The sequence below is a fragment of the Desulfobacter postgatei 2ac9 genome (assembly GCF_000233695.2).
In the GTDB taxonomy this organism is placed as follows: Bacteria; Desulfobacterota; Desulfobacteria; order Desulfobacterales; family Desulfobacteraceae; genus Desulfobacter; species Desulfobacter postgatei.
The window spans coordinates 2073257-2095160 of record NZ_CM001488.1 but is presented as its reverse complement, the minus strand read 5'-3'; the positions used below and the strand labels follow the sequence as shown (position 1 = coordinate 2095160).

The 21904-nt window shown below is 47.6% G+C and carries 21 protein-coding genes; 8 read left to right on the top strand and 13 right to left on the bottom strand.

Annotated elements, in window-relative coordinates; genetic code table 11:
* The first annotated feature begins 84 nt into the window (after positions 1 to 84).
* From hutI to DESPODRAFT_RS09570, 8 genes are all read left to right on the top strand, one after another.
* Complete coding sequence (hutI, locus tag DESPODRAFT_RS09605) at positions 85 to 1323, top strand: imidazolonepropionase (protein WP_004073191.1); 1239 nt, start codon at positions 85 to 87, stop codon at positions 1321 to 1323.
* A 48-nt stretch (positions 1324 to 1371) separates the two neighbouring features.
* Positions 1372 to 2025 (top strand): metallophosphoesterase family protein, encoded by a 654-nt coding sequence (locus DESPODRAFT_RS09600; RefSeq protein WP_004073189.1) that lies wholly within the window; start codon positions 1372 to 1374, stop codon positions 2023 to 2025.
* Positions 2026 to 2188: 163 nt separating this feature from the next.
* Positions 2189 to 2593: a LapA family protein gene (locus tag DESPODRAFT_RS09595; protein WP_004073188.1), complete on the top strand. Its 405-nt coding sequence runs from the start codon at positions 2189 to 2191 to the stop codon at positions 2591 to 2593.
* A gap of 22 nt (positions 2594 to 2615) precedes the next feature.
* On the top strand, positions 2616 to 5288 hold the full coding sequence (gene mutS / locus DESPODRAFT_RS09590; RefSeq protein WP_004073186.1) for a DNA mismatch repair protein MutS: 2673 nt from the start codon (positions 2616 to 2618) through the stop codon (positions 5286 to 5288).
* A complete protein-coding gene (locus DESPODRAFT_RS21045; RefSeq protein ID WP_004073184.1) occupies positions 5285 to 7192 on the top strand; it encodes an N-acetylmuramoyl-L-alanine amidase in 1908 nt (635 codons plus the stop codon). The genes mutS and DESPODRAFT_RS21045 overlap by 4 nt, the downstream gene beginning before the upstream one ends.
* 29 nt (positions 7193 to 7221) lie before the next feature.
* Positions 7222 to 8007: an enoyl-CoA hydratase-related protein gene (locus DESPODRAFT_RS09580; protein ID WP_004073182.1), complete on the top strand. Its 786-nt coding sequence runs from the start codon at positions 7222 to 7224 to the stop codon at positions 8005 to 8007.
* Between the two features lie 14 nt (positions 8008 to 8021).
* Positions 8022 to 9326, top strand: coding sequence for a phenylacetate--CoA ligase family protein (locus DESPODRAFT_RS09575; RefSeq protein ID WP_004073180.1), 1305 nt, complete (start codon positions 8022 to 8024; stop codon positions 9324 to 9326).
* A 14-nt stretch (positions 9327 to 9340) separates the two neighbouring features.
* Entirely contained in the window at positions 9341 to 9769 is a 429-nt protein-coding gene (locus DESPODRAFT_RS09570; RefSeq protein WP_004073178.1) for an ACT domain-containing protein, read from the top strand.
* A 254-nt stretch (positions 9770 to 10023) separates the two neighbouring features.
* Here the strand turns inward: DESPODRAFT_RS09570 and DESPODRAFT_RS09565 are convergent, their stop codons facing one another.
* From DESPODRAFT_RS09565 to DESPODRAFT_RS09505, 13 genes are all read right to left on the bottom strand, one after another.
* Entirely contained in the window at positions 10024 to 11814 is a 1791-nt protein-coding gene (locus DESPODRAFT_RS09565) for an SLC13 family permease (RefSeq protein WP_004073176.1), read from the bottom strand.
* 101 nt (positions 11815 to 11915) lie between these two features.
* The gene (locus DESPODRAFT_RS09560; protein ID WP_004073175.1) at positions 11916 to 13715 is read right to left on the bottom strand and encodes an ATP-binding protein; all 1800 of its coding nucleotides are present in this window, start codon (positions 13713 to 13715) and stop codon (positions 11916 to 11918) included.
* Positions 13716 to 13896: 181 nt separating this feature from the next.
* A complete protein-coding gene (locus DESPODRAFT_RS09555) occupies positions 13897 to 14856 on the bottom strand; it encodes an AAA family ATPase (protein ID WP_004073172.1) in 960 nt (319 codons plus the stop codon).
* On the bottom strand, positions 14853 to 15167 hold the full coding sequence (locus DESPODRAFT_RS09550) for a hypothetical protein (protein WP_004073168.1): 315 nt from the start codon (positions 15165 to 15167) through the stop codon (positions 14853 to 14855). The genes DESPODRAFT_RS09555 and DESPODRAFT_RS09550 overlap by 4 nt, the downstream gene beginning before the upstream one ends.
* 287 nt (positions 15168 to 15454) lie before the next feature.
* A complete protein-coding gene (gene atpE / locus DESPODRAFT_RS09545; RefSeq protein ID WP_004073167.1) occupies positions 15455 to 15724 on the bottom strand; it encodes an ATP synthase F0 subunit C in 270 nt (89 codons plus the stop codon).
* An 88-nt stretch (positions 15725 to 15812) separates the two neighbouring features.
* On the bottom strand, positions 15813 to 16502 hold the full coding sequence (atpB, locus tag DESPODRAFT_RS09540; protein WP_004073165.1) for a F0F1 ATP synthase subunit A: 690 nt from the start codon (positions 16500 to 16502) through the stop codon (positions 15813 to 15815).
* Position 16503: 1 nt separating this feature from the next.
* On the bottom strand, positions 16504 to 16905 hold the full coding sequence (locus tag DESPODRAFT_RS09535) for an ATP synthase subunit I (protein ID WP_004073158.1): 402 nt from the start codon (positions 16903 to 16905) through the stop codon (positions 16504 to 16506).
* Complete coding sequence (locus DESPODRAFT_RS09530; protein WP_004073156.1) at positions 16898 to 17185, bottom strand: AtpZ/AtpI family protein; 288 nt, start codon at positions 17183 to 17185, stop codon at positions 16898 to 16900. Before DESPODRAFT_RS09530 ends, DESPODRAFT_RS09535 begins: the two co-directional genes overlap by 8 nt.
* Positions 17186 to 17241: 56 nt before the next feature.
* Entirely contained in the window at positions 17242 to 18291 is a 1050-nt protein-coding gene (gene selD / locus DESPODRAFT_RS09525; protein WP_083843564.1) for a selenide, water dikinase SelD, read from the bottom strand.
* A 12-nt stretch (positions 18292 to 18303) separates the two neighbouring features.
* Positions 18304 to 19086 (bottom strand): peptidoglycan editing factor PgeF, encoded by a 783-nt coding sequence (gene pgeF, locus DESPODRAFT_RS09520; RefSeq protein ID WP_004073152.1) that lies wholly within the window; start codon positions 19084 to 19086, stop codon positions 18304 to 18306.
* Complete coding sequence (rfaE2, locus tag DESPODRAFT_RS09515; RefSeq protein ID WP_004073150.1) at positions 19073 to 19576, bottom strand: D-glycero-beta-D-manno-heptose 1-phosphate adenylyltransferase; 504 nt, start codon at positions 19574 to 19576, stop codon at positions 19073 to 19075. The genes pgeF and rfaE2 overlap by 14 nt, the downstream gene beginning before the upstream one ends.
* On the bottom strand, positions 19563 to 20357 hold the full coding sequence (locus tag DESPODRAFT_RS09510; RefSeq protein WP_004073148.1) for a carbon-nitrogen family hydrolase: 795 nt from the start codon (positions 20355 to 20357) through the stop codon (positions 19563 to 19565). Before DESPODRAFT_RS09510 ends, rfaE2 begins: the two co-directional genes overlap by 14 nt.
* Before the next feature lie 28 nt (positions 20358 to 20385).
* Complete coding sequence (locus tag DESPODRAFT_RS09505) at positions 20386 to 21732, bottom strand: class II 3-deoxy-7-phosphoheptulonate synthase (protein WP_004073146.1); 1347 nt, start codon at positions 21730 to 21732, stop codon at positions 20386 to 20388.
* Between the last annotated feature and the right edge of the window lie 172 nt (positions 21733 to 21904).

The following is a 21904-nucleotide window of genomic DNA, read 5'->3' as shown; positions in this document are numbered from 1 at the left end:
GCTTGACGCGACACGACCACATTGTATAGACAAGCAGTATAAAATTGCCGATGCCATGTCAACATTCATAAGAGAAAGAGACCTATGACCAATGCACAGGGATACTGGGATATCCTATTTGCTCATGCAGATATTGCCACCATGGCCCGGGGCCGCTACAACATCATCAAAGACGGCGCCATCGGGGTGACCAAAGGAAAAATCCAGTGGATCGGTTCCTCTGACAGACTTCAGGCCTCATCTTCGGCCATTGCCGATGAGATCATTGACTGTTCAGGCAAGTGGATTCTTCCCGGATTTGTCGACTGTCATACCCATCTGATCTGGGCCGGTTCCAGGTCCAATGAATTTGAGATGCGGCTGTCCGGCGCAAGTTACGAAGATATTGCAAAACAGGGCGGTGGGATTGCCGCCACGGTTGCAGCTGTGCGTGGGGCGTCTGAAGACGAGCTGTTTAACATCGCATCCCGGCGCATCAGCCATTTTCTAAGCCGGGGCACCACCTGTGTGGAGATTAAGTCCGGATATGGACTGGATCTTGAAAATGAACTGAAAATGCTGGCTGTTGCGCAGCGTCTGGACCAATGCTTTCCGTTGCATGTTTCCCCCACTTTTCTCGGGGCACATGCCCTGCCCCCGGAATACAAAGGCCGGGCTGACGACTATGTGGACCTGATCATCAACACCATGCTGCCCAGAATCAAAAGCCAGGGCATTGCCTGTGCAGTGGATGTATTCTGCGAATCAATCGCTTTTTCCCCAGAGCAGACAAAACAGCTGTTTGCCGCAGCCACAGCGTTAGGTCTGCCGGTCAAACTCCATGCAGAACAGCTCTCCGATTCGGGAGGCGCGACCCTTGCCGCGCAGTTCAAGGCGCTGTCCTGTGACCACCTGGAATACCTTTCCCTTGAGGGCGCAAAGGCCATGGCCCATGCAGGTGTCATTGCCGTCCTTTTACCGGGCGCCTTTTACATGCTTAAAGAGACCCGGAAACCGCCGGTGGAAGATCTTATCCGCCTTGAAATACCCATGGCTGTGGCCACGGACCTGAATCCGGGCACAAGCCCGGTGTATGACATGACCGCTGTGATGAATATGGGCTGTATACTGTTCGGACTGACCTGTGAACAGGCTCTTGCCGGAGCCACCATCAACGGGGCAAAAGCCCTGGGCCTTGACAAACGCAAAGGCAGCCTGGAAACAGGAAAAGATGCCGACTTTGTGGTGTGGGATATTGATGCACCGGCAGACCTGAGCTACCAGGTGGGCATAAGCCTTGTAAACAAGGTTGTGATTGCAGGCAAAATCGCATATAACGCCTAAAGCAGGTACTACTTTTACTTACACTGACAGCCCCTTGAGGGAGGATTGATGCGCATATATGCAGTTGCCGACATCCACGGCAAATCCCAACATATGGAAACCATTTACAAAATTTTAGACCTTTACGAGCCGCAGTTAATAGTTGTCCCCGGGGATATGACCCATTTTTTCAACTGGTCCACCGTCCTTTCCCAACTTGACAGTCTGCCGGTTCCTGTACTGGTGGTCCGGGGAAATACGGACTTAAAGCGCATTGAACCCCGGGTAAAACAAGCAGCGAACATCACGCTGTTGACCGAAACGCCTCTTCAGATCGAAGGCTTTTCTTTTGTTGGGACTTCAGGGACTCTGTCTTTGCCCTTTGCCAACAGAGTCGGCCTGAATGAAAAAAAACGGCTTGCCGCCCTGCCCTGCCCCATGGAGCCGGACACGATTTTTGTGGTCCATACACCGCCAAAAGGGACGTGTGACCGTATGTGCAAAAAAATCCATGCCGGCAGCCGGAATCTGGCCCGATTTATCCAAGCTGCATCCCCGAGTCTTGTGCTTTGCGGCCATATCCACGAAGACTTTGGGCTTAGCCTCCTGCATGAAAGTACTGTGGTTAACTGCGCCATAGCAGGCCCAGGATCAGGGGCCATTATTGACCTTGAAAAAAATGAAGCCCCCAGGGTTAATCTCTTACAACCGGAGACGCCATAAGTTAAAAGATAAAAAATTAGCTGTAAATTTATCTATAAAAAGCTGAACATTCACTGTTCAAACCGTTGCAAACCAAAAGAAGAATTGATAAATAACTAATTTTGATCTATAGTCACCGTCAATTTTGTAGGGATATACTCAAAATTTATAACGGAGAGAACAAATGAAAATTTTTAAAATTATATTATTCATAATTTTCCTGGTGCTTCTGGCCCTTTTCGGCATTCAGAACCAAGGTTACTTTCTGACAGGTACACCGCTCTACATTGACTTCAAAGTAGCATCCCTGAACTACAAGGTCATGGAACTTCCCAACTGGGGCTATTGGGTGCTCTGCCTGGTCTTAGGTCTTTTGATCACCGGGATTCGCGGACTTATCGCAGCCTTTCGCCTGCGCCGTCAGGTTAGAACCAGAGACGAACGGATTGAAAGTATGAAAGGAGAAATCAATTCTCTCCAGACACGTCTTGACATATTTATTCATGATCCTTACATCAAAAAACACCTGGAAGAAGAAGCCCGTAAAGATAAAGAACAGGCTGCAACAGAGGAAAAGAAAAAGGACTGAAGCTCCCCCACTTTGAACATCCATGGTCGAAAAGAAACAAACACCCATGATGGCCCAATATCTGGCCATCAAAGAAACCTGTCAGGACGCCATACTTTTTTACCGGATGGGGGACTTTTATGAAATGTTTCTTGAGGATGCGGTCAAGGCGGCCGGTATCCTTGAAATCGCGCTGACATCCCGGAATAAAAACGACCCGGACCCCGTTCCCATGTGCGGCGTACCTTACAAGGCAGCCGATCTTTATATTGCCAAACTCATTGAAAAGGGCTGCAAGGTTGCGGTGTGTGAGCAGGTGGAGGATCCGGCCCAGGCCAAGGGGCTTGTTAAACGGGAGATTATCCGGGTCATCACCCCGGGCATGATCCTCAATGATTCCCTTTTGGACCGGGAAACAAACAACTTTCTGGTGGCGATTTCCAAAACGCCCGAACACGCCGGTCTTGCCTGCATAGACATCTCCACGGGCAGTTTTACCACCTGCCAGGTAAAACGCACCTCGGGCACCATCCCCTACGCCCTTTTAGACGAGGCTTTAAAGCTGTCCCCTAAGGAGGTGCTGCTGCCGGAGAGCTTCAAATCCGATCCGGCCATGGCCGCCATCAGGAAAACCTTTTCCCACGTTGAAATCACATATCTGGACAACTATACGTTCCGGCCTGACAATGCCCGGCAGCTTCTGACGGAACAATTTGCCACCCGCAGCCTTGAAGGATTCGGCATTGAACGCATGCAGGCCTGTATATGCGCCGCAGGCGCCGCCATCTCCTATGTCCGGGACACCCAGTTGTCGGACACCAGTCATATTTATAAAGTCATTCCATATAATCTCAATGACTTCATGGTCATTGACGACAGGTCCTGCAAAAACCTGGAACTTCTGACCAATATCCAGACGCAGAGTCCAAAAGGCTCTTTGATCCAAATTCTGGACAAAACCGTCACGGCCATGGGCGGCAGGCTGATCAAGCAGTGGGTCAGATATCCTCTGGTGGATAAAGACCTGATACAGCAGCGCCTTCATGCCATAGAGGAGCTGATTGACGCACCATCCACCCACCAGACACTTGGCTATCTTCTTAAATCCGTATATGATCTTGAGCGATTAGGCTCCCGTATATCCATGGGCCAGGGTAATGCCCGGGACATGCTTTCTCTTAAGAATTCACTTTCTGTCCTGCCCGTTTTGTTCAAGGAGGTCGAAATATTTGAAAGCCCGATTCTCAATGGTGACGGCCTCAATGGTGCCGGCACAGATGAAAAGCAGGCCCTGGTTGAGGGCCTGGAAGAACTGGCCCAATTGATCGGCAAAGCCATCCGGGAAGATGCCGTACACGTACTCAACGAAGGCAACCTCATCAACGACGGCTACAGCCCGGAGCTGGATGAACTTTTATCTATCACGAGGGACGGAAAGTCCTGGATTGCAAAAACGGAAAAAAAGGAAAAGGAAAGCACAGGGCTTTCTTCGCTTAAAATAAAATACAATAAGGTGTTCGGGTATTTCATTGAAGTCTCAAAGGCCCAGTCTGCCCAGGTACCGGATCACTATATCCGGAAACAGACCCTTGTCAATGCAGAGCGGTTCATCACCCAGGAGATGAAAGCGGTGGAAGATACCATATTCAATGCCCAGGAACGCCGAAACGCGCTGGAATACGAAATTTTCTGTACGGTCCGGGAGAAGGTGGCCCAACGGACAAAGGATATCCTGACCATGGCACAATTTATTGCCGCAATGGACGTGGTACAGGGACTTGCCAGGGCTGCCGTTGAAAATGCCTATGTAAAGCCTGACATCAATGATGACCGGCATATTGACATTCAGGACGGCAGGCATCCGGTGGTGGAAAAGCTTATCCAGGGTGAGCGGTATGTACCCAATTCCATTTTTCTGGACGATACCCAGTGCCAGCAGATCCTGATCACCGGTCCAAACATGGCAGGCAAATCCACGGTGCTTCGCCAGGTGGCCTTAACCGTACTCATGGCCCAGATGGGTTCCTTTGTGCCGGCAGTGAGTGCCTCCATCTGCATCACTGATCGGATATTCACCCGGGTGGGGGCACTGGACAACCTTTCCTCCGGGCAGAGCACCTTCATGGTTGAGATGGAAGAAACCGCCAATATTGTTAATAATGCCACAGAAAAAAGCCTGGTGATTCTTGACGAAATCGGCAGGGGCACATCCACCTACGACGGTATGAGCATTGCCTGGGCCGTGGCCGAGTACCTGCATGACTTGAATGGTAAAGGGGTAAAAACCCTTTTTGCCACCCATTACCATGAGCTGCTCCAGCTTGAGGAGATCAAACCCCGGATCAAAAATTACAATATTGCAGTCAAGGAGTTCAACGACAATATTGTGTTTCTGCGCAGCCTGGTCAAAGGAGGCACCAACCGCAGTTACGGCATCCAGGTGGCCCGCCTGGCAGGGGTTCCCGATGATATTATTGATCTTGCCAAATCAGTTCTGGCGTCTGCGGAACACCACCCCATGACACCGGCGCCTTTGCCCGTGCCCGTCAAAAAGAAAAAAGGATCTAAAAAACAAAGCAACAGTGGACAGATGAACCTGTTCGGTCCATCGGACGATGATCTGCGCCAGATGCTGCACAACGTGGATATTGCACAAATGACCCCCCTGGATGCCCTGAATTTTTTAAATGAACTCAAGCTCAAGGTTGAGGCATGAATATCCGGTTTAATTGCTTATTCACCGTTTTTATTCCAATTCTGGCCTGCCTTTGCCTGCTTGCCTGGAGCAAGGGAACAGCCCTTGCCGGTGATACGGCCAAAGAAAGGTACTTGACAGCAGATACCTGTCTTAAAAAGTTGAAACGGTCTGCAGTGGATATAAATAAGGTAACGGCCTGGCTGGCCTGTATTGAAAAATACAAATCCATTCATCAGGATTTTCCCGGCGATTCCTGGGCACCGGCCGGACTTTATAAGGCCGCAGAACTCTATTTACAACTGGCCAAAAAATCGGGCAATGTCAACTGGAACCAGCAGGCCGATGATCTTATCGCCCGCCTCAACAAATTTTATCCCCAAAGTGCCTACAGTGCCCGCGCCAAAACCCTTGCCGCAGCAAACGCCTCAAGCCCCCGACAAAACAACGGTGAAGTAAAAACAAAACAATCCCAAAAAGCGTTGACACGCAATGACGAGGCCATTACAGAATATCACACGCAAAAGCTGGCCCAGGCTGAAGCTGCAGATACAGGGGAATATCAGCAGCCGTCGGATATTATAAAAAAGGACAGACAGAATCTTTCCGATTCCGGTCTCGAGCCCCTCCAACGGGATGATACGAACCCGTCGCCTCCCAAAGAGGATACAACAGTTACGGACTTAAGGTTCTGGTCCAACCCGGAATACAGCAGGGTCGTGATCAATGCAGACAGAGACCGAAAATTCACCCATAAACTTTTAAACAAAGACCCGGCCCTAAACGTCCCCTTCCAGAGATTGTATGTGGATATTGAACAGGCAAAACTTGGCCGGAACATTCCGGAGCATACCCCCATAAACGATGATCTGCTTAAACAGGCCCGGGCCGCACAGTTTGATTGCCACACCGTCAGGGTGGTGGTGGATATCAAAAATTTTGATAATTATAAGATTTTTTCTTTAAAAGACCCTTTCCGCATTGTCATTGACCTGTGGGGAAAAGACGGCACTGTGCCCATGGACGAGGTTACCCTTAAAAACGCGCCGATGAAAAACCTTGTGCATGAAAAGCCGATGTATAAAACGCCGATGTATAAAAAACCGGTGCATGAAAAGCCGGTGTATAAAACGCCGATGTATGAAAAGCCGGTGTATGAAAGGCCGGTGTATGAAAGGCCGGACCGCATCACCACGGACCATCTGAAATCCTCTGACATTGCCCGTCAGCTGGCTTTAGGTGTCAGAAAAATCGTCATTGATCCCGGCCACGGCGGCAAGGATCCTGGTGCTCCAGGATATATTGGAGGCGTATGGGAAAAGGACATTGTGCTTAAACTGGCAACAAATCTTGCAGAAAAACTGCGCAAACGCTTGAACTGTGAAGTTTTGCTTACCCGGAGCACAGACCAAAAACTGACCCTGGAGGAACGAACTGCCATTGCCAATACCAAGCGGGCTGATCTGTTTATTTCAATGCACTGCAATGCTGCCAACGACAAAAAACTGTCCGGCATTGAAACCTATATTTTAAACCTTGCCACTGATGAACAGTCCATTGCCGTGGCTGCCAGAGAAAATGCCACATCTGAAAAAAACATCTCGGATCTGGCCTATATCCTCAATGATCTGATGAAGCATACCAAGATAGAGGAATCCACGCGACTTGCCGGTAACGTTCACAAATCCATGATATCAGGCATGAAAAAAAGATACAGCAATATCCGTGATCTGGGGGTTAAACAGGCCCCGTTCTATGTACTGCTCGGAGCGCGGATGCCTGCAATTCTCATTGAGACATCTTTTATCTCCAACAAAACCGAATGCAAACGTCTGATGACCGCTTCCTACCGCAATGACATCTGCAACGCCATTGCCAACGGGATAGAAAAATACATCAATGCCACAAATCCCAAGCACAGATAACTATAAAAATCAAATAATAGGTGAAATTTATGTCCTTTGAAAACATCATCCTTGAGATGGACAATGCCATTGGCATGATCTATTTTAATCGTCCCAAAGCCTTGAATGCACTGAACAACGCACTGCTTGATGAACTGGATACTGCTTTGGACCAGGTACTGGCCAACAAAGAAATCCGGGTGCTCATTTTCACAGGCACTGGAGACAAGGCCTTTGTAGCCGGTGCAGATATCTCGGAACTGACCCAAATGGATGCGTTGGCAGCAAAATACTTCTCCCGCAAGGGGCAGAAAATTTTCTCCAAAATCGAAGCCCTGCCCTTCCCAGCCATTGCCGCAGTAAACGGTTTTGCCCTGGGCGGCGGCAGTGAAGTGGCCCTGGCCTGCGATTTTATCTATGCCTCGGAAAAGGCAATTTTTGGACTGCCGGAAATAAACCTGGGCCTTATTCCCGGTTTTGGCGGCACCCAGCGGCTCTCCAGGGTTGTGGGAAGAAACAGGGCCAAGGAGATGATTTTCACTGGGAGCAATATTACTGCTGACAAAGCGCTGGAATATGGTATGGTCAACCAGGTGTGCCCCCATGAGTCCCTTATGGATGAGGTTCAAAAAACAGCCCGGCGCATTGCAGCCAAAGGCAGCGTCTCCTTGAGAGCGGCCAAAGAGGCTATCCAGGCCGGACTGGGCTGTGACCTTGAAACCGCCTGTCTGTTTGAAAACGATGCATTTGCCATAACCTTTGCAAGCCCGGATGCAAAGGAGGGCACATCAGCATTTTTAGAAAAAAGAAAGCCTGAATTCGGCGGTAATATTTAACCAGGGAGATAAACATGCCCATTTACGACATTGACTATGAGACCATGCCCAGGGAGGGCTTGGAGGCGATCCAGCTTCGCCGTCTCCAAACAACTATTGAACGAATTTATGCCACGGTTCCATTCTACAAGGAAACTTATGACAAAGCCGGAATCAAGCCATCTGATATAAAACGCCTGGATGATTTAAGGCGCCTACCCTTTACCACCAAACAGGACCTTCGGGACAACTACCCTTATCGCATGTTTGCCGTTCCCATGGAGCAGGTGATCCGCATCCACGCATCCTCGGGCACCACGGGCAAACCCACGGTGGTGGGCTACACCAAACGGGATATCAACACCTGGGCCGATCTGATGGCCAGAAGCATGGCCGCAGCCGGCGCCACGGCGGGAGATATTATCCACAATGCCTGGGGTTATGGTCTTTTCACCGGCGGTCTTGGGGCCCACTACGGGGCTGAACGTTTAGGCGCATCGGTTATTCCGGTTTCCGGCGGTAATACCAAGCGCCAGATCACCATTATGCAGGATTTCAAGCCCACGATCCTGTGCGGGACCCCCTCCTATATCCTCCACCTGGCCGAAGTGGCCCTGGAAATGGGTGTGGATTTCAAGAATCTGTCTTTTAAATCCGGTATTTTTGGTGCAGAGCCCTGGACGGAAAAAATGCGACATGAACTGGAAACCAAGCTCAATCTCAAGGCCGTGGACATTTACGGTCTGTCCGAAGTCATGGGGCCGGGGGTATCTGTAGAGTGCGTTGAAGAACAAAAAGGCCTTCATATTGCCGAAGATCATTTTATTGTGGAGATCGTGGACCCGGATACCCTGGAACCCGTTCCCCCGGGAGATCCCGGTGAAATCGTGTTCACAACCATTACCAAGGAAGCCTTCCCGGTCATCCGTTACCGCACCAAGGACATCACCTCCTTGAACCCTGTTCCCTGCACCTGCGGCAGGACCCACATACGGATGAACAAACCCACAGGCCGTACGGACGACATGCTTATCATTCGAGGCGTCAATGTATTCCCATCCCAGATCGAAAGCGTTCTTATGGAAAGCCGGAAAGTTGCCCCCCACTACCAGTTGGTGGTTGACCGGGTGGGCAACCTGGATACTCTGACGGTCAAAGTGGAAATCGACGAAGCTTCCTTCAGCGATGACATCAAGGGGCTTCAGGCCATGGAAGGTAAAATTTCCCACGATATCAAGGAGCACTTGGGCGTATCTGCCAAGGTGGCCCTTGTGGAGCCTAAAACCATAGAAAGAAGCCAGGGCAAGGCTGTCAGAGTTATAGATAACCGCCAATTTTAACCAAGGAGATTATTATGGCTGAACAGATATCCATATTCATAGAAAATAAAGAAGGGCGTCTTGCTGAAGTCACGGCCATTTTAAGGGATGCCGGAGTGAATATCCGGGCGCTTTCCCTTGCAGATACCACGGACTTCGGTGTGCTGCGCCTCATTGTCAATGATAATGACAAAGCCACCGCAGCCTTACGGAATCAGGGATTCACCGTCGGCAAAACCCGTGTTTTGGCCGTGGAGGTGAATGATGAACCCGGCGGTCTGAACCAAGTGCTGGATCCGTTAAGTGAACAAGATGTTAATGTGGAGTACATGTATGCATTTGCCAACCCCCAGTGCAAAAACGCCATCATGATTTTCCGCTTTGATGACATTGAAAAGGCAAAAATTATTTTGGCCGAACAGGGTATTAAAGTTATAGAGACGGAGGAAATCTCAAAGCTCTAAGAGCTTGTCCATACATAGCCTTTTTATCCATATTCTTCGTTGCGACTGAAGGGCACATATTTCCAGAATATGCGCCCTAAGCCACTCATAGGATACGAATAAACAACCATCTCCTGACGGACACAACAAACAATGAAAGATGTGAGTATTGAGTATTGAGTAGTGAGAAAAACAGCTTGTTTTAAATCTCAATACTCATAACTTTCATATATAAAAATTGATCGACGCCGTAGCATTTATTTTTCCCCAGCCCTTTAAAAAGGCCAGAAAACAGGAATAAAAACACTTGAGATAACGATTACAATTACATTCAATGGCAGACCCAGCTTGAGAAAATCTGAAAATCTATATCCGCCAGGACCATAGACCAACAGATTCGTCTGGTAACCAATGGGGCTGGCATAACAGGCGCTGGCCCCAAAACAGATGCCGATAATAAATGGCCGGGGATCCACGCCAAGTGAGACTGCGGTAGAGATCGCGATGGGAAGCAGGAGTACCGCAGTTGCATTGTTGCTTAAAATATGGGTGAATATACTGGTTAATACTATGATGGCAAAAAGGATCATATGTGGACTTTTGCCTTCGAATAGACTTAAAAACGCGTTTGAATAGAGTTCGGTTGCACCTGTTTTCTGCATGGCCAGCCCCAAAGCCAGTGTTCCGACAATCAAAAGGAGTACTTCAGACTCAAGTGAACGATAGGCATCTTTTAAACTCAGGCAGTGGGTCAACGTCATTAAAAAAACGCCGGTAAGAGCGCATATCATTATATCGACAAGCCCCAGTGTTGCAGCAAGCACAACAGCGACAAAAATTCCGGTGGCAATGCCGGCCTTTTCCCTGTCAACAATAGCGTGGTGAATATCCTCAATGATCACAAAGTCTTGACTCTTTCTTATTTTATCCAATTTGTTTCTCGGGCATTGTACGAGGAGAATGTCCCCGATTTTCAACCTCCCGTTTTGTAATTCTTTATATGAAAAATAACTTGTTCGGCTTCGTATCGCAATAATACATATATCGGCGTCGTTTTGCAGTTCATCTGACATCAAGGGTTCCCTCAGAAGGGATGAAAGTGGAGGGATAACGAGTTCAACAATGAGATCATCTTCAGGGCTCCCGCCAAATGTGAGATTTTTTTTCCCATGAATCAAAGATAATTCTTTGCTTTTCAGACAGGAGATGATGTCCTGTGCCGCCGCCTTGACCAGAAAAATATCATTCTGCTTTATGCTCAGTCTGGTTCTGGACGGATCAAAAACACCTCCGTTTCTGAAAATTTCAATCACGCTCAGCCCTAAATTTTCTTTGGCATATACAGTGATATCTCTTTTTCCGATCAAGGCACTTTTTTCAGTGACTATCAGTTCTGCAATGTATTTTTTTTCTTTTCCTTCATCCAGTTCACATACAGGTGCAGTCCGGCCGGGCATGAGTTTTGGCGAAGCCAGAAATAAAAAAAGGATTCCGATTGCCGCTATGGGAACACCAAGGCGGCCGAGTTCAAACATAGATAATTGATCAAACCCGTTGAGGTTTGCAAGATCGCTGACAATGATATTGGTCGACGTGCCGATCAGTGTAGACGTGCCCGCCAGAATTGATACATAAGATAACGGGATGAGCAATTTTGACGGGGAAAAATCACATTCACAACTCAACCCCATGACAATAGGGATAAAAAGAGCCACAACAGGTGTGTTATTAATGAATGCCGACAACACAGCTCCCCCAACAAGGATAATGAAAAAAGCAGATTTCCGGCTTCCTTTTGAAAATTTCAATACCAATTCGGTCAAAAAGCCGACAGCGCCGGTCCGTATCAGTCCATGACTTAATAGAAACATGGATCCTACGGTTATCACAGCGGGATTGGCAAACCCTGCCACGGTCTCTGAAGGGGAAAGTATTCCAGTCAGAGCAAGCAGCACCATAATTCCTATGGCTGTCTTATCAACCGAAATTTTCTCTGAAATCAGAAGGACTAATGTCACAATCAGAATCAGTGAGACCAAAACAACGGGTATATTTATCATTGACATAAAAGCTCTCCGTCTCTAATTGATTGATCATCAAATTTTAGACAGCAATACTCAATTTTAGTCTGTATCATGGCGCTTCTATTTACCCAAAACCAATATTGTCAAACAAGATTGGTGGGTAAAAAAATTCTGAAACATGTTCCTTCCCCAAGGGTCGATTCCACGTCAATTGTGCCCTTATGGTTTTCCGTTATGATAAAATTGGCGATCAACAGTCCAAGCCCGGCACCCTCTTTATCAGGCTTGGTGGAAAAAAACGGTTCAAAAATGTGCCTGCGGATATTTTCGGACATGCCTGGGCCATTATCTCTTATCTCAACGCATACCTGATCTTCTTTACAATAAATTCTCATAAAAAAAGTCGGACACGGATTATCTGTGTTGCCGGCCATTGCATATGCCCCGTTTGACAGAATATTGAAAAACACTTGTTTTAATTCGCCGCCCCGGCATTTAACTTTTGGTAAATCAGGGTCATAATCCTTCATAATTTGGATGGCACCAAAATGGAAATCATCCTCCAGAGTAGATTCATTGGATGCCAGTTCAAGTGATTGATCCAGGAGAAGGGCTATATCTTCAACAGCAAAATCCATTTTGTTTCTTCTTCCGGAAAAAGAGAGCATGTTTGAAGCAATTTGAGAGCGAATCACGATTTCTTCAAATCGTTGTTTTTCATCCTGCAGGGTTCGAAGGCTTAATGCCTCAACCAGAGCCATAACCATCATCATGGCAACTTCCTGGTCCTCAAACGTATATTCGCCTTCCATACCTGCAAAAACGACAAGGCCAAGCACATCCTTACCGTGCAGCATGGGGAGCGCCATAATGGTCTCGATGGGCAGATGTTCCCTGGGCAAAAAAGCAAATTCAGGATTCAAACTTACGTTATTCAATATTAAAGGGGTTTTATCAGTAATTGTTTTGAGCAGTTTGCCGGATATCTGTTGTCTAACTCCCTGATTTATAGAGACGTCATTAACCTTTTGATACTGTTTGCCAACCAGATCGGAAAACGCCAGGATATTCAAATACTCCTCCCTCTCACAGACCAGCCCTACAAAACAATAGGGAGCTGGAACCACGCCTTGAGCAATGGAAATAAAAATTTTTGCGATTTCTTTAACGGACTGTGCGGTCATTGATCGTTGAAAAAATGTATTCACAGAGGAGATAACCATGCGCTGGTGAAAAATTTTTTTCTCCTGCAAATTTTTCTGCTGTACCTCACCTTCTAATATTGTATTGGTACGCGCCAGATCTTCTGTTTTTTCTTTAATGGCATCACGCATGCGCGCAAAATTACGTGAAAGTATCCCCACTTCCCCCACACTTGTTTGGTCAATTTCATTATGGATATTTCCTGAAGTTATCTCAGAGGTGATGCGGGCAAGCCTTGCAACCGGCTTGGTAATGATGTTAATCAAAAAAATAAGCACCACAGCCATGACCAGGGTCACGAAGAAAGCAACCCCAAGCATTTTTGTCCGAAATTTAGCCAAATTTTTTTCAATCAGGCTGGTTGAATAAACAACCGTCAAGCTTCCGAGCGTCAATCCATTATAGTCAATAACAAAACTTTTCTTTATATCCGTTCCGCCCAAAGGGAACTCTCTTATAAGATTGATATTAATATTAAGTTCCGAATCATGGATGGCAAAACGTTTCATGTTTTTGTCATCAAAAAAAGTCTCCATGTTCATTTTTAAGGCGTCCATATCCACATTATAAAGGGGAAGGGTATTGATCTTTTTCATGAGATAGGTGGATTTGTCAATTTGAGCCCGGAGGCTTTCTAACTCAAGGGCCTTTACCTGGTGGGTGATGTAGGAACACAAAAACAGATTCATGACACTGAAAGCCACAATGACGACTGCAATGATGCGGGTCTTTAATCCCATATGATTTCTCTGGTTACCACTAAATGATTGCAACGACAAGCGGTTCGGTCAGACCGGATGCGGTCGAATCATATTTCTGGACGGATATTTTATATGAAAGTCTAAATAAGTTATTGAATTAATTTTATGTTTTGTTTTGGGTTGAGCCTGGGTATTAATAGACCGAATTCGCCCATGGCTGTTATTTAAATTTAAGAAGAGCGGATTCGTTTCCGGAGACTCTACGAACCAGACTTCGATAGTCTTCGGAGGCCGTTGATCCTGGTGCAAATTCAAAGATGGTTTTCCCAAAGGAAGGTGCCTCAGCCAGACTTTCATTGTAGCGAATGGGCTTACATAATTGTTCTGGATACAATTTTTTAAGTTGATCGTACAGCATCTTCGGACCCTTGATCCGCAAGTCAAGGAATGTGGGCACAATGTATTTTAGTTGTATTTCACTTCTGTACTTTTGAATGGCACCAAGGCTTTTTATGAATTCGGACATCCCATGCAAAGGCATGACTTCAAGAGCAACCGGCACAAGTACCTCTGTTGAATAAAAAAGGACATTAACAATCAACTGGTCCCACCCAGGAGATGTATCAATCAAAATAAAGTCAAACTGATTATCCAAAGGGCTTAGGGCTTCGGACAAAGTAAACTCCGCACCAAAGCTTTTTTTGTCAATAATTCGTTTAACGCCTGCCAGGGATTTTCCACCCGAAAGCAGCCATAAATTATTCCGGGCCTCGGTCAGGCAGTCAGAAACCGACAGTTCATGGGTTAAAAGCTCGGTTAGGCCGGCACCCGGTTTTTTCCCGAGAATATAGGATGACTGCCCCTGGGTATCGGTATCCACTAAAAGGACTCTATATCCGGCCAAAGCAAGACCTGCACCAAGATTTACACTGGTGGTGGTTTTGCCTACGCCCCCCTTACTCAGGGTGATGCAAACCTTTCTGGCCACAGCCCCTGGTCGGCGTTTGGCATGGACTGGTTTTTCCTCCACTGTCAGAAGAGAGGAAAGGGATACAGGGAATTTAAATTTACATGATTTGCAGCTAGCCAGGATGGTTTTTTTACCAGCATCTGCAAAAGGTTTCAAAGTGTCGGGGTTTACTTTATGGTCTCTGGCACATTTGGGACAGGTAATAATCACTGCTGCTCCTTCTCCTTTTGTAACTCGGCCATAATAGCTTCAACAGCAATATTTGCCAGTTTTCGCATGGATACATGGGCGTTGTCATCACCGCTGACCTTTATTCTGATTTTGGCCTTTCCTTCCCATATTTCCACAGAAACATTTCCCCTGAACTCAGTCCATGAGGGATTTGTAATCGGTTCCGGCAAATCGGATTTGGATTCATTCTTATTGCCCCGGTATATCAGGCAGTCCAATTCCTTTGTTGAACCTTCAAACGCTTTATCATCAGTGCATAGAAGGCTGTCCATGACATTTTTTTTCACCATTCCAGTGTTACCATTATGCTTATCATTGATTACTCAATAGTCGATTACTCAATATTCATTCCCGCCCAATTTTGCTCGTATATAATATTTTAAAGAGATCGCCACCCGGAACAAATGGCGAACCCGTCCTTCCTCGGTATTTTCTCCGGGTATCGGCTGGAAATCTATGGAATTCTCATACATGAAATAATATCAGGTCCCCCGTGTTGATGCAAGAAAAAACAAAACGGGCGTCTCCATAAGGAGACACCCGTTTTTAAACGAATGTATCGTTGAACAGCTGCGTATTAATGTCCGCCAAGTGTAGCAACAGCAGGACCGATTGCAGGATGAACAAACAGAAGGATCATCGCAACAACCAAAGCATAGATACACAGAGATTCGATCAGGGCAAGACCGATCAGCATGTTCACCTGGATTTTACCAGCTGCTTCAGGGTTTCTTGCGATACCAGCCATGGCACCATTCAAACCCAGACCCTGCGCAATGCCGCAACCAAATGCAGCGACACCAATGGCAAAAGCTGCTGCCCAGACACTACCAACGAGAAATTCCATGAGATTTACTCCTTTTAATAAAGTATTATAAATGAACGGGCTTCTTCCAAAATCCCGTAAAAAGGCTTATTTTTTGTATTCATCAAGTTTAGTGGGCTTCTTCAATGGCGCCTGCGATGTACATCGTCGGCAGCAGGAAGAATACTATGGCCTGAATCAAAGATACAAGAATACCCATTGCCATGATGGGAAGGGGTATCAGAAAAGGGCCGGCCAGCATCAGAAGGATGCCTACCACCAGCTCATGACCCATCATATTACCGAAGAGACGCAAAGTCAGGGAGAGTACGCGTGCCAAGTGACCGATGACTTCAATGATAAAGAAAAGCGGCATAAGTACCGGTACGGGTCCCAGGAAATGTTTAATATATTTTACACCATGTTTCTTGATGCCGATGATATGGCTCCAGGACACGGCAATGATGGCCAAGGCAACAGTGGTGTTAATGGATGCTGTGGGCGGATAGAATCCGGGAACCAGGCCGAACAGGTTACCTAACAGGACAAACAGGAAAATAGTGAGCAGCAGAGGAGCGGAATCTCTTCCCTCTTCTCCGGTAATACCAACCATAAACTCTTCAAGCCCGGAGATGATTACCTCAAAAACATTCTGAACGCTCTTGGGCACGAGGGTGACACTTTTGCCGCCAATCCAGCCAAGAATAACGAGAATAATCATTGCAAGCCACATGTAAGTGACATGCGCATGGGCCCCTGCCCAATGTTCCAGACCAAACGAACCAAACAACGAAGTAAGAAATAGATATGGGTGTTCCACCTTAAACCGCCTCCCTGAATATTATCTTGGTTAATTCAATTGCCGCTGCTATAAACGTGCTTGCCACTACTACGGAAAGGCCCGCCAGAAGCCCTACCGGATGTACACTGCGCTTTGCGATCAGCAGAAATATAATCACTGCCGTCAGTGCAAAACGCAGATAATATTTAACCAGAAGCGCACCGATCAGAGATTTTCCCTTTTCAAGCACCCGCTTTTGGTTGAAATTTTTGGTCACTGTATTTTTGAGAACATGGAAGTTGATTGTCACAATCAGACCGCCCAGAAAAACCCCGATATACACTTTGGGGGAGAATATAAGCAATGCCACAAGACTTGACCCCAGAAACAGAAGCCAGTTAGTCCGTGTGATAAAGTTTACTATTTTCTCAAGTTCATCCATTAAATTTTTCTGCTTTTTTTCCAGCTCTGATAATGTTGCTGAACCCGGCTGCTATGCCGAACCCAAGCCCCACCAGCAAAAGAACCGGTTTTGTACCAAAAATTGTATCCAGCCAGTATCCCAGTGCCAGTCCTATGACAATGGCCAGAGCCACGGATATGCCAAGACTTGCAAAATATCCCAGCTCACGAAAGGTCTTTCCTTTATCGTTGTCTGCCATTTTAATCAACCTTTCACCGGCAGCTTGGTTGCCGGTCACCCGGCAGCTCTTGGTTTTCAAATTATCCTGAGAGCAAATATCATATGATCAGGATGAAGTCAACGTGAAAAAACGTTTTATATAATATCAAGGAATCCGTTGGTATACGGCCCTTTAACCCTTCCGATCAATTTTGCCGGAATGCCTTTTTTTTCCATAATATCCACGCATTGCACAGCTTGATCCTGGGCCATAAAAAGCAAAAGCCCACCGGATGTCTGGGGGTCGAACATTAAATCACTTCGCATCCGATCTGTTCCTTGTGCCACGCGGACATGCGGGGCAAAAAAACTTTTATTTTTATGGGTACCGCCCGGAAGCAGGCCCATCGCCGCAAACTCCATTACGCCGTCCAGCACCCCGATCTTTTCCGTATAAATTTCAATACGCACACCCGCACCTTTAGCCGCTTCAATCAAATGCCCGCCAAGCCCAAAGCCTGTAACATCAGTACAGGCATGAACATTAAACTCTTTAGCGATCAGGGCCGCATTTTTATTCAGGGTGGCCATCGTTTTTACAGCCTGCCTGACCTGGTCCTCGGATGCAAGTCCGCCTTTGAGCGCCGTGGAAATAATACCCGTGCCGATGGGTTTGGTCAAAATAACGGCATCCCCCTCCTTTGCGCGGCTGTTTGCCCAGACCCGGTCCGGGTGCACGATGCCGGTTACCGACAGCCCATATTTGATTTCGGGATCATCCACGGAATGGCCGCCCACAAGGATTGCGCCCGATTCTTTAATTTTATCAAGTCCGCCTTCGAGAATCCGGGGAAGGATGCCTGCGTCAAGATCGCATGACGGAAAACAGACAATATTCATAGCCGTAATGGGTGTGCCACCCATGGCATAAACATCGGACAAAGAATTGGCCGCGGCAATCTGACCGAACTCATAGGGGTCATCAGCCACAGGCGTTAAAAAATCAAGGGTCTGGACAATGGCAGTCTCATCGGAGAGGCGGAACACACCCGCGTCATCCGGGCATTCAAGCCCGATGATCAAATCCGGATGGGACGGCAGTTCAAGTTTTGACACGATTTTATCCAGGGCCCCTGGATCCAGTTTGGCAGCTCAACCAGCTGCTTTTACCGTGCGGGTTAAAAAAAAATGTTTGGATTTATCCATTGTCTGGCATCCTTAAATCTTAAGTGCAATCACTGCGGCAAAGCGTCCGGTGGCCTTATTTGCCCTGAAGGAGTAAAACAGATCCGTACGGCACCGGGTGCAAAGCCGCATGTTTTCAATATTTTTATCCAACACACCGTGGGCCCCAAGCTGATCCCGGGAGATCTGCCAGAAATCAAAATAGGGGCGATCCTTCTTTTTATATTGCCACAATGCTTTGGGAATTTCCTGCTTATAATTAATAAATTGTGCACAACAAGGGCCAAGGGAGGGAGAAATGCCCGCCCGGATGCTTACAGGGCTGCACCCGAACTGTGTAACCATGGTATTAATGCAGCAGCCTATAATATCTGCCACACTGCCCCGCCAGCCGGAATGGACATTGGCAATCAGCTCTTTTTGCGGGTCGTACAGAACTACGGCCTGGCAGTCTGCCACCTGGATCGCAAGCCCTACCCCTTTAAGGTTTGTCACAGCCGCATCGGCTTTAAATATTTTAGAAGGTATTGCCCCCTGCCCTTCCCAGAGAGCGCCTGCCGCATCTTCTTCCGATTTGAGTACAGCAACGTCACTGCCGTGCACCTGATTTAAAAACAGAACCCGGGTCAGGCCTATGGATGACAGCATCAACGCCCTGTTTTGGTTTACAATATCAGGGTCATCTCCGGTGCTCAATCCGACATTCAATCCGAGAAAGGGACCCTTGCTGTATCCTTCGGTCCTGGGAAAAACGCCATGGACCAGCCCAGGGAAGAGGTCCAAATGAGCAAATGTCAAAGGCCTAGGCACCGCCATAAAATCGTTTTCCAATGCGTTCAATGATTTTTGACGTGGAGATATCTTCCTCAAATGCCACCCGTGCCACGCGCCCGCCGCATCCTTTGACAAACTCGGCCCCGATAATTTTATCCTCGGGCCAGTCCGCCCCCTTGACCAGGACATGGGGAATAATACCCCGGATCAAATCATTAGGATCCGGCGCATCAAACAGTACCACATGATCCACACAGCTTAAGGCAGCTACCACGCGCGCCCGCTGGGCCTGACAGATCACCGGCCGAAGATCGCCTTTGATCTGTCGGACGGAGGCATCGGAGTTCAGGCCCAGTACAAGCACATCCCCGAATGATTTTGCTTTTTCAAGGTAGGCCACATGGCCCGCATGAAGAATATCAAAGCAACCGTTGGTAAACACAACGGTCCGGCCAAGTTCTGTATATTCATGAGAGAGACGGCACATCTCATCGAGCGTAACAATTTTATTAACCATATTAACCGTAGACATCCCCCCTGCGGTCCTGCCCAACGGGGATGGTTTGCCGCACCAGGTCAATCAGGTCCATGTCAATGTCAGCCATGATGATACCCGGTTTATCATCGCCCATAACAAGAACGGACCCGTTGGGATCAACGATCATGGAAGTGCCTGGAAAAACCAGCCCGTCAGGATCAGTTCCCGCACGGTTACTGCAGACAAACCAGGCCTGATTTTCAATGGCCCTTGCCCGAATCAGTGCCTGCCAGTGTGCCACCCGGGCAAGGGGCCATTGGGCGCTGAGCACAAAAAGCCGCGCCCCGTCGAGAAAAAGGCGGCGGGCAAGCTCGGGAAATCGCAGGTCATAGCAGATCATTATCCCGACGCGACCCAGGCTGGTGTCTGCCGTCACCATCTCATCTCCCCTGGCATAATGCAGATCCTCACCGGTCAAAGGAAACAGGTGCAATTTGCGGTACCGGGCCCGGATCTCACCATCCCGGTCAATGAAATAAAGGGTATTGAATATCTGACCACCCCTTTGCTCAGGCAGAGTGCCTGCAACGGCCATGGACCGCGTCCGGGCAAATTCAGTCAGACTTTGCAGGCTCTCTTTAACAGCCGGCATAAGCCGCCCCATATTTTCATTATCAAACCCGGTTAAAAAAAACTCAGGACAGACCCCAAGGCATGCCCCCTGGTCAGCCAGATGACCTAAATGCCCGAGAGCAACAGAGAGATTACCCCGGACATCCCCGTTTTTTATATCAAACTGCACCGCCCCGGCTTTAAACTTTGTTTTCGTGATCATGTCTCCATTTTTAAGGTATACGATTCTTTTAGCGCTTGATCATATCAGCGATCTGGAACGCCACTTCAAGACTTTGCTCCGCATTGAGTCTCGGATCACAAGTGGTATCATATCGATTGTGAAGTTCCTCACTGACAATATTTCTGGCACCGCCGACACATTCGGTTACGTTTTTACCGGTCATTTCAAGATGAACACCTCCAGGAATCGTTCCTTCGGCCCAGTGAATTTCAAAAAACCGGGTGATCTCCTTTAAAATATCATTAAAATCCCGGGTTTTGTGTCCGGATTCCGATGTATATGTATTGGCATGCATGGGGTCGCAATTCCACACAATATGATACCCCTCTTTTCTGGTCTCACGAAGCAGGGGGGGCAGTTTCTTTTCTATAACGTCACAGCCCATTCTGGTGATCAGGGTCAACCGTCCGGGTTCATTTTCAGGGTTAAGAATTTGAATGAGCTGCTTGATATTTTCAATATCATAATCCGGGCCGATTTTTACCCCGATCGGATTGAGCACCCCTCTTAGAAATTCAACATGAGCCCCGTCTACCTGCCGGGTCCGCTCTCCAATCCAAAGCATATGTGCCGAACAATCATACCAGTCCCCGGTGGTGGAATCAATCCGGGTCAATGCCTCTTCATAAGGCAATAAAAGGGCTTCATGGGAGGTGAAAATCTGGGTTTGATTGATCTGGGGAATATCCGTGGTTATCCCGATAGTATTCATAAATTTGATGGCCTGGTCAATCTGCTTGGCCAGACGGTCATAAGACCGTCCCATGGGAGATTGGGCCACAAACTCCTGATTCCAGGCCTGCACTCTGTGCAGGGCTGCGAATCCGCCCCGGGTAAATGCCCGCAACAGGTTCAGGGTGGAGGCGGCCAGATAATATCCTTTGAGCATGTATTTAGGATTCGGGGTTCGCGCGTTGATGGAGAATTCACTTTTGTTAACCATGTCTCCCCGATAAGACGGGAGTTCAACACCATTTACAGTTTCCGTATCTGACGAACGGGGCTTGGCAAACTGACCGGCGATCCGGCCCACTTTTATGGCTGGTTTCCCACCGGCATAGGCCATAACAACGGCCATCTGCAGCAAAACTTTCATGGTTTCCCTGATGATGGGTGCCGTAATTTGGGAAAAATCTTCAGAACAGTCCCCCCCCTGAAGCAGAAACGCCTCCCCTTTTGAGGCCTTAGCCAACAGGTCCTTCAATGTTCTTATTTCCCCTGCAAAAACCAACGGCGGCAGCAACGCCAAATCTTTAGTCACTTTTTCCAACGCTGTTTGATCCGGCCAGTTAGGTTGTTGAAGGGCCGTATAATTTTTCCAACTTGATTTTGTCCATCCATTTTGATTTGTCATATCTTATACCGCCTTATCCTTATTATCTTTTTATAAGAAAGTCTGCGTAACTTACTCAGATCTTTCAAGCTTTGTTGTTGGCTCTGCCTGGCAGTTGATATGTCAGGCCAGCCCATGGCAATTATTTCATTTTTATAATCCACCAAGGAATCATGCCTTGCAATTTAGAATG

Coding starts and splice junctions, on each gene's coding strand:
- hutI (WP_004073191.1), top strand. CDS start 85: ATGACCAATGCACAGGGATACTGGGATATCCTATTTGCTCATGCAGAT.
- DESPODRAFT_RS09600 (WP_004073189.1), top strand. CDS start 1,372: ATGCGCATATATGCAGTTGCCGACATCCACGGCAAATCCCAACATATG.
- DESPODRAFT_RS09595 (WP_004073188.1), top strand. CDS start 2,189: ATGAAAATTTTTAAAATTATATTATTCATAATTTTCCTGGTGCTTCTG.
- mutS (WP_004073186.1), top strand. CDS start 2,616: ATGGTCGAAAAGAAACAAACACCCATGATGGCCCAATATCTGGCCATC.
- DESPODRAFT_RS21045 (WP_004073184.1), top strand. CDS start 5,285: ATGAATATCCGGTTTAATTGCTTATTCACCGTTTTTATTCCAATTCTG.
- DESPODRAFT_RS09580 (WP_004073182.1), top strand. CDS start 7,222: ATGTCCTTTGAAAACATCATCCTTGAGATGGACAATGCCATTGGCATG.
- DESPODRAFT_RS09575 (WP_004073180.1), top strand. CDS start 8,022: ATGCCCATTTACGACATTGACTATGAGACCATGCCCAGGGAGGGCTTG.
- DESPODRAFT_RS09570 (WP_004073178.1), top strand. CDS start 9,341: ATGGCTGAACAGATATCCATATTCATAGAAAATAAAGAAGGGCGTCTT.
- DESPODRAFT_RS09565 (WP_004073176.1), bottom strand. CDS start 11,814: ATGTCAATGATAAATATACCCGTTGTTTTGGTCTCACTGATTCTGATT.
- DESPODRAFT_RS09560 (WP_004073175.1), bottom strand. CDS start 13,715: ATGGGATTAAAGACCCGCATCATTGCAGTCGTCATTGTGGCTTTCAGT.
- DESPODRAFT_RS09550 (WP_004073168.1), bottom strand. CDS start 15,167: ATGGTGAAAAAAAATGTCATGGACAGCCTTCTATGCACTGATGATAAA.
- atpE (WP_004073167.1), bottom strand. CDS start 15,724: ATGGAATTTCTCGTTGGTAGTGTCTGGGCAGCAGCTTTTGCCATTGGT.
- DESPODRAFT_RS09535 (WP_004073158.1), bottom strand. CDS start 16,905: ATGGATGAACTTGAGAAAATAGTAAACTTTATCACACGGACTAACTGG.
- pgeF (WP_004073152.1), bottom strand. CDS start 19,086: ATGGCGGTGCCTAGGCCTTTGACATTTGCTCATTTGGACCTCTTCCCT.
- rfaE2 (WP_004073150.1), bottom strand. CDS start 19,576: ATGTCTACGGTTAATATGGTTAATAAAATTGTTACGCTCGATGAGATG.
- DESPODRAFT_RS09510 (WP_004073148.1), bottom strand. CDS start 20,357: ATGATCACGAAAACAAAGTTTAAAGCCGGGGCGGTGCAGTTTGATATA.
- DESPODRAFT_RS09505 (WP_004073146.1), bottom strand. CDS start 21,732: ATGACAAATCAAAATGGATGGACAAAATCAAGTTGGAAAAATTATACG.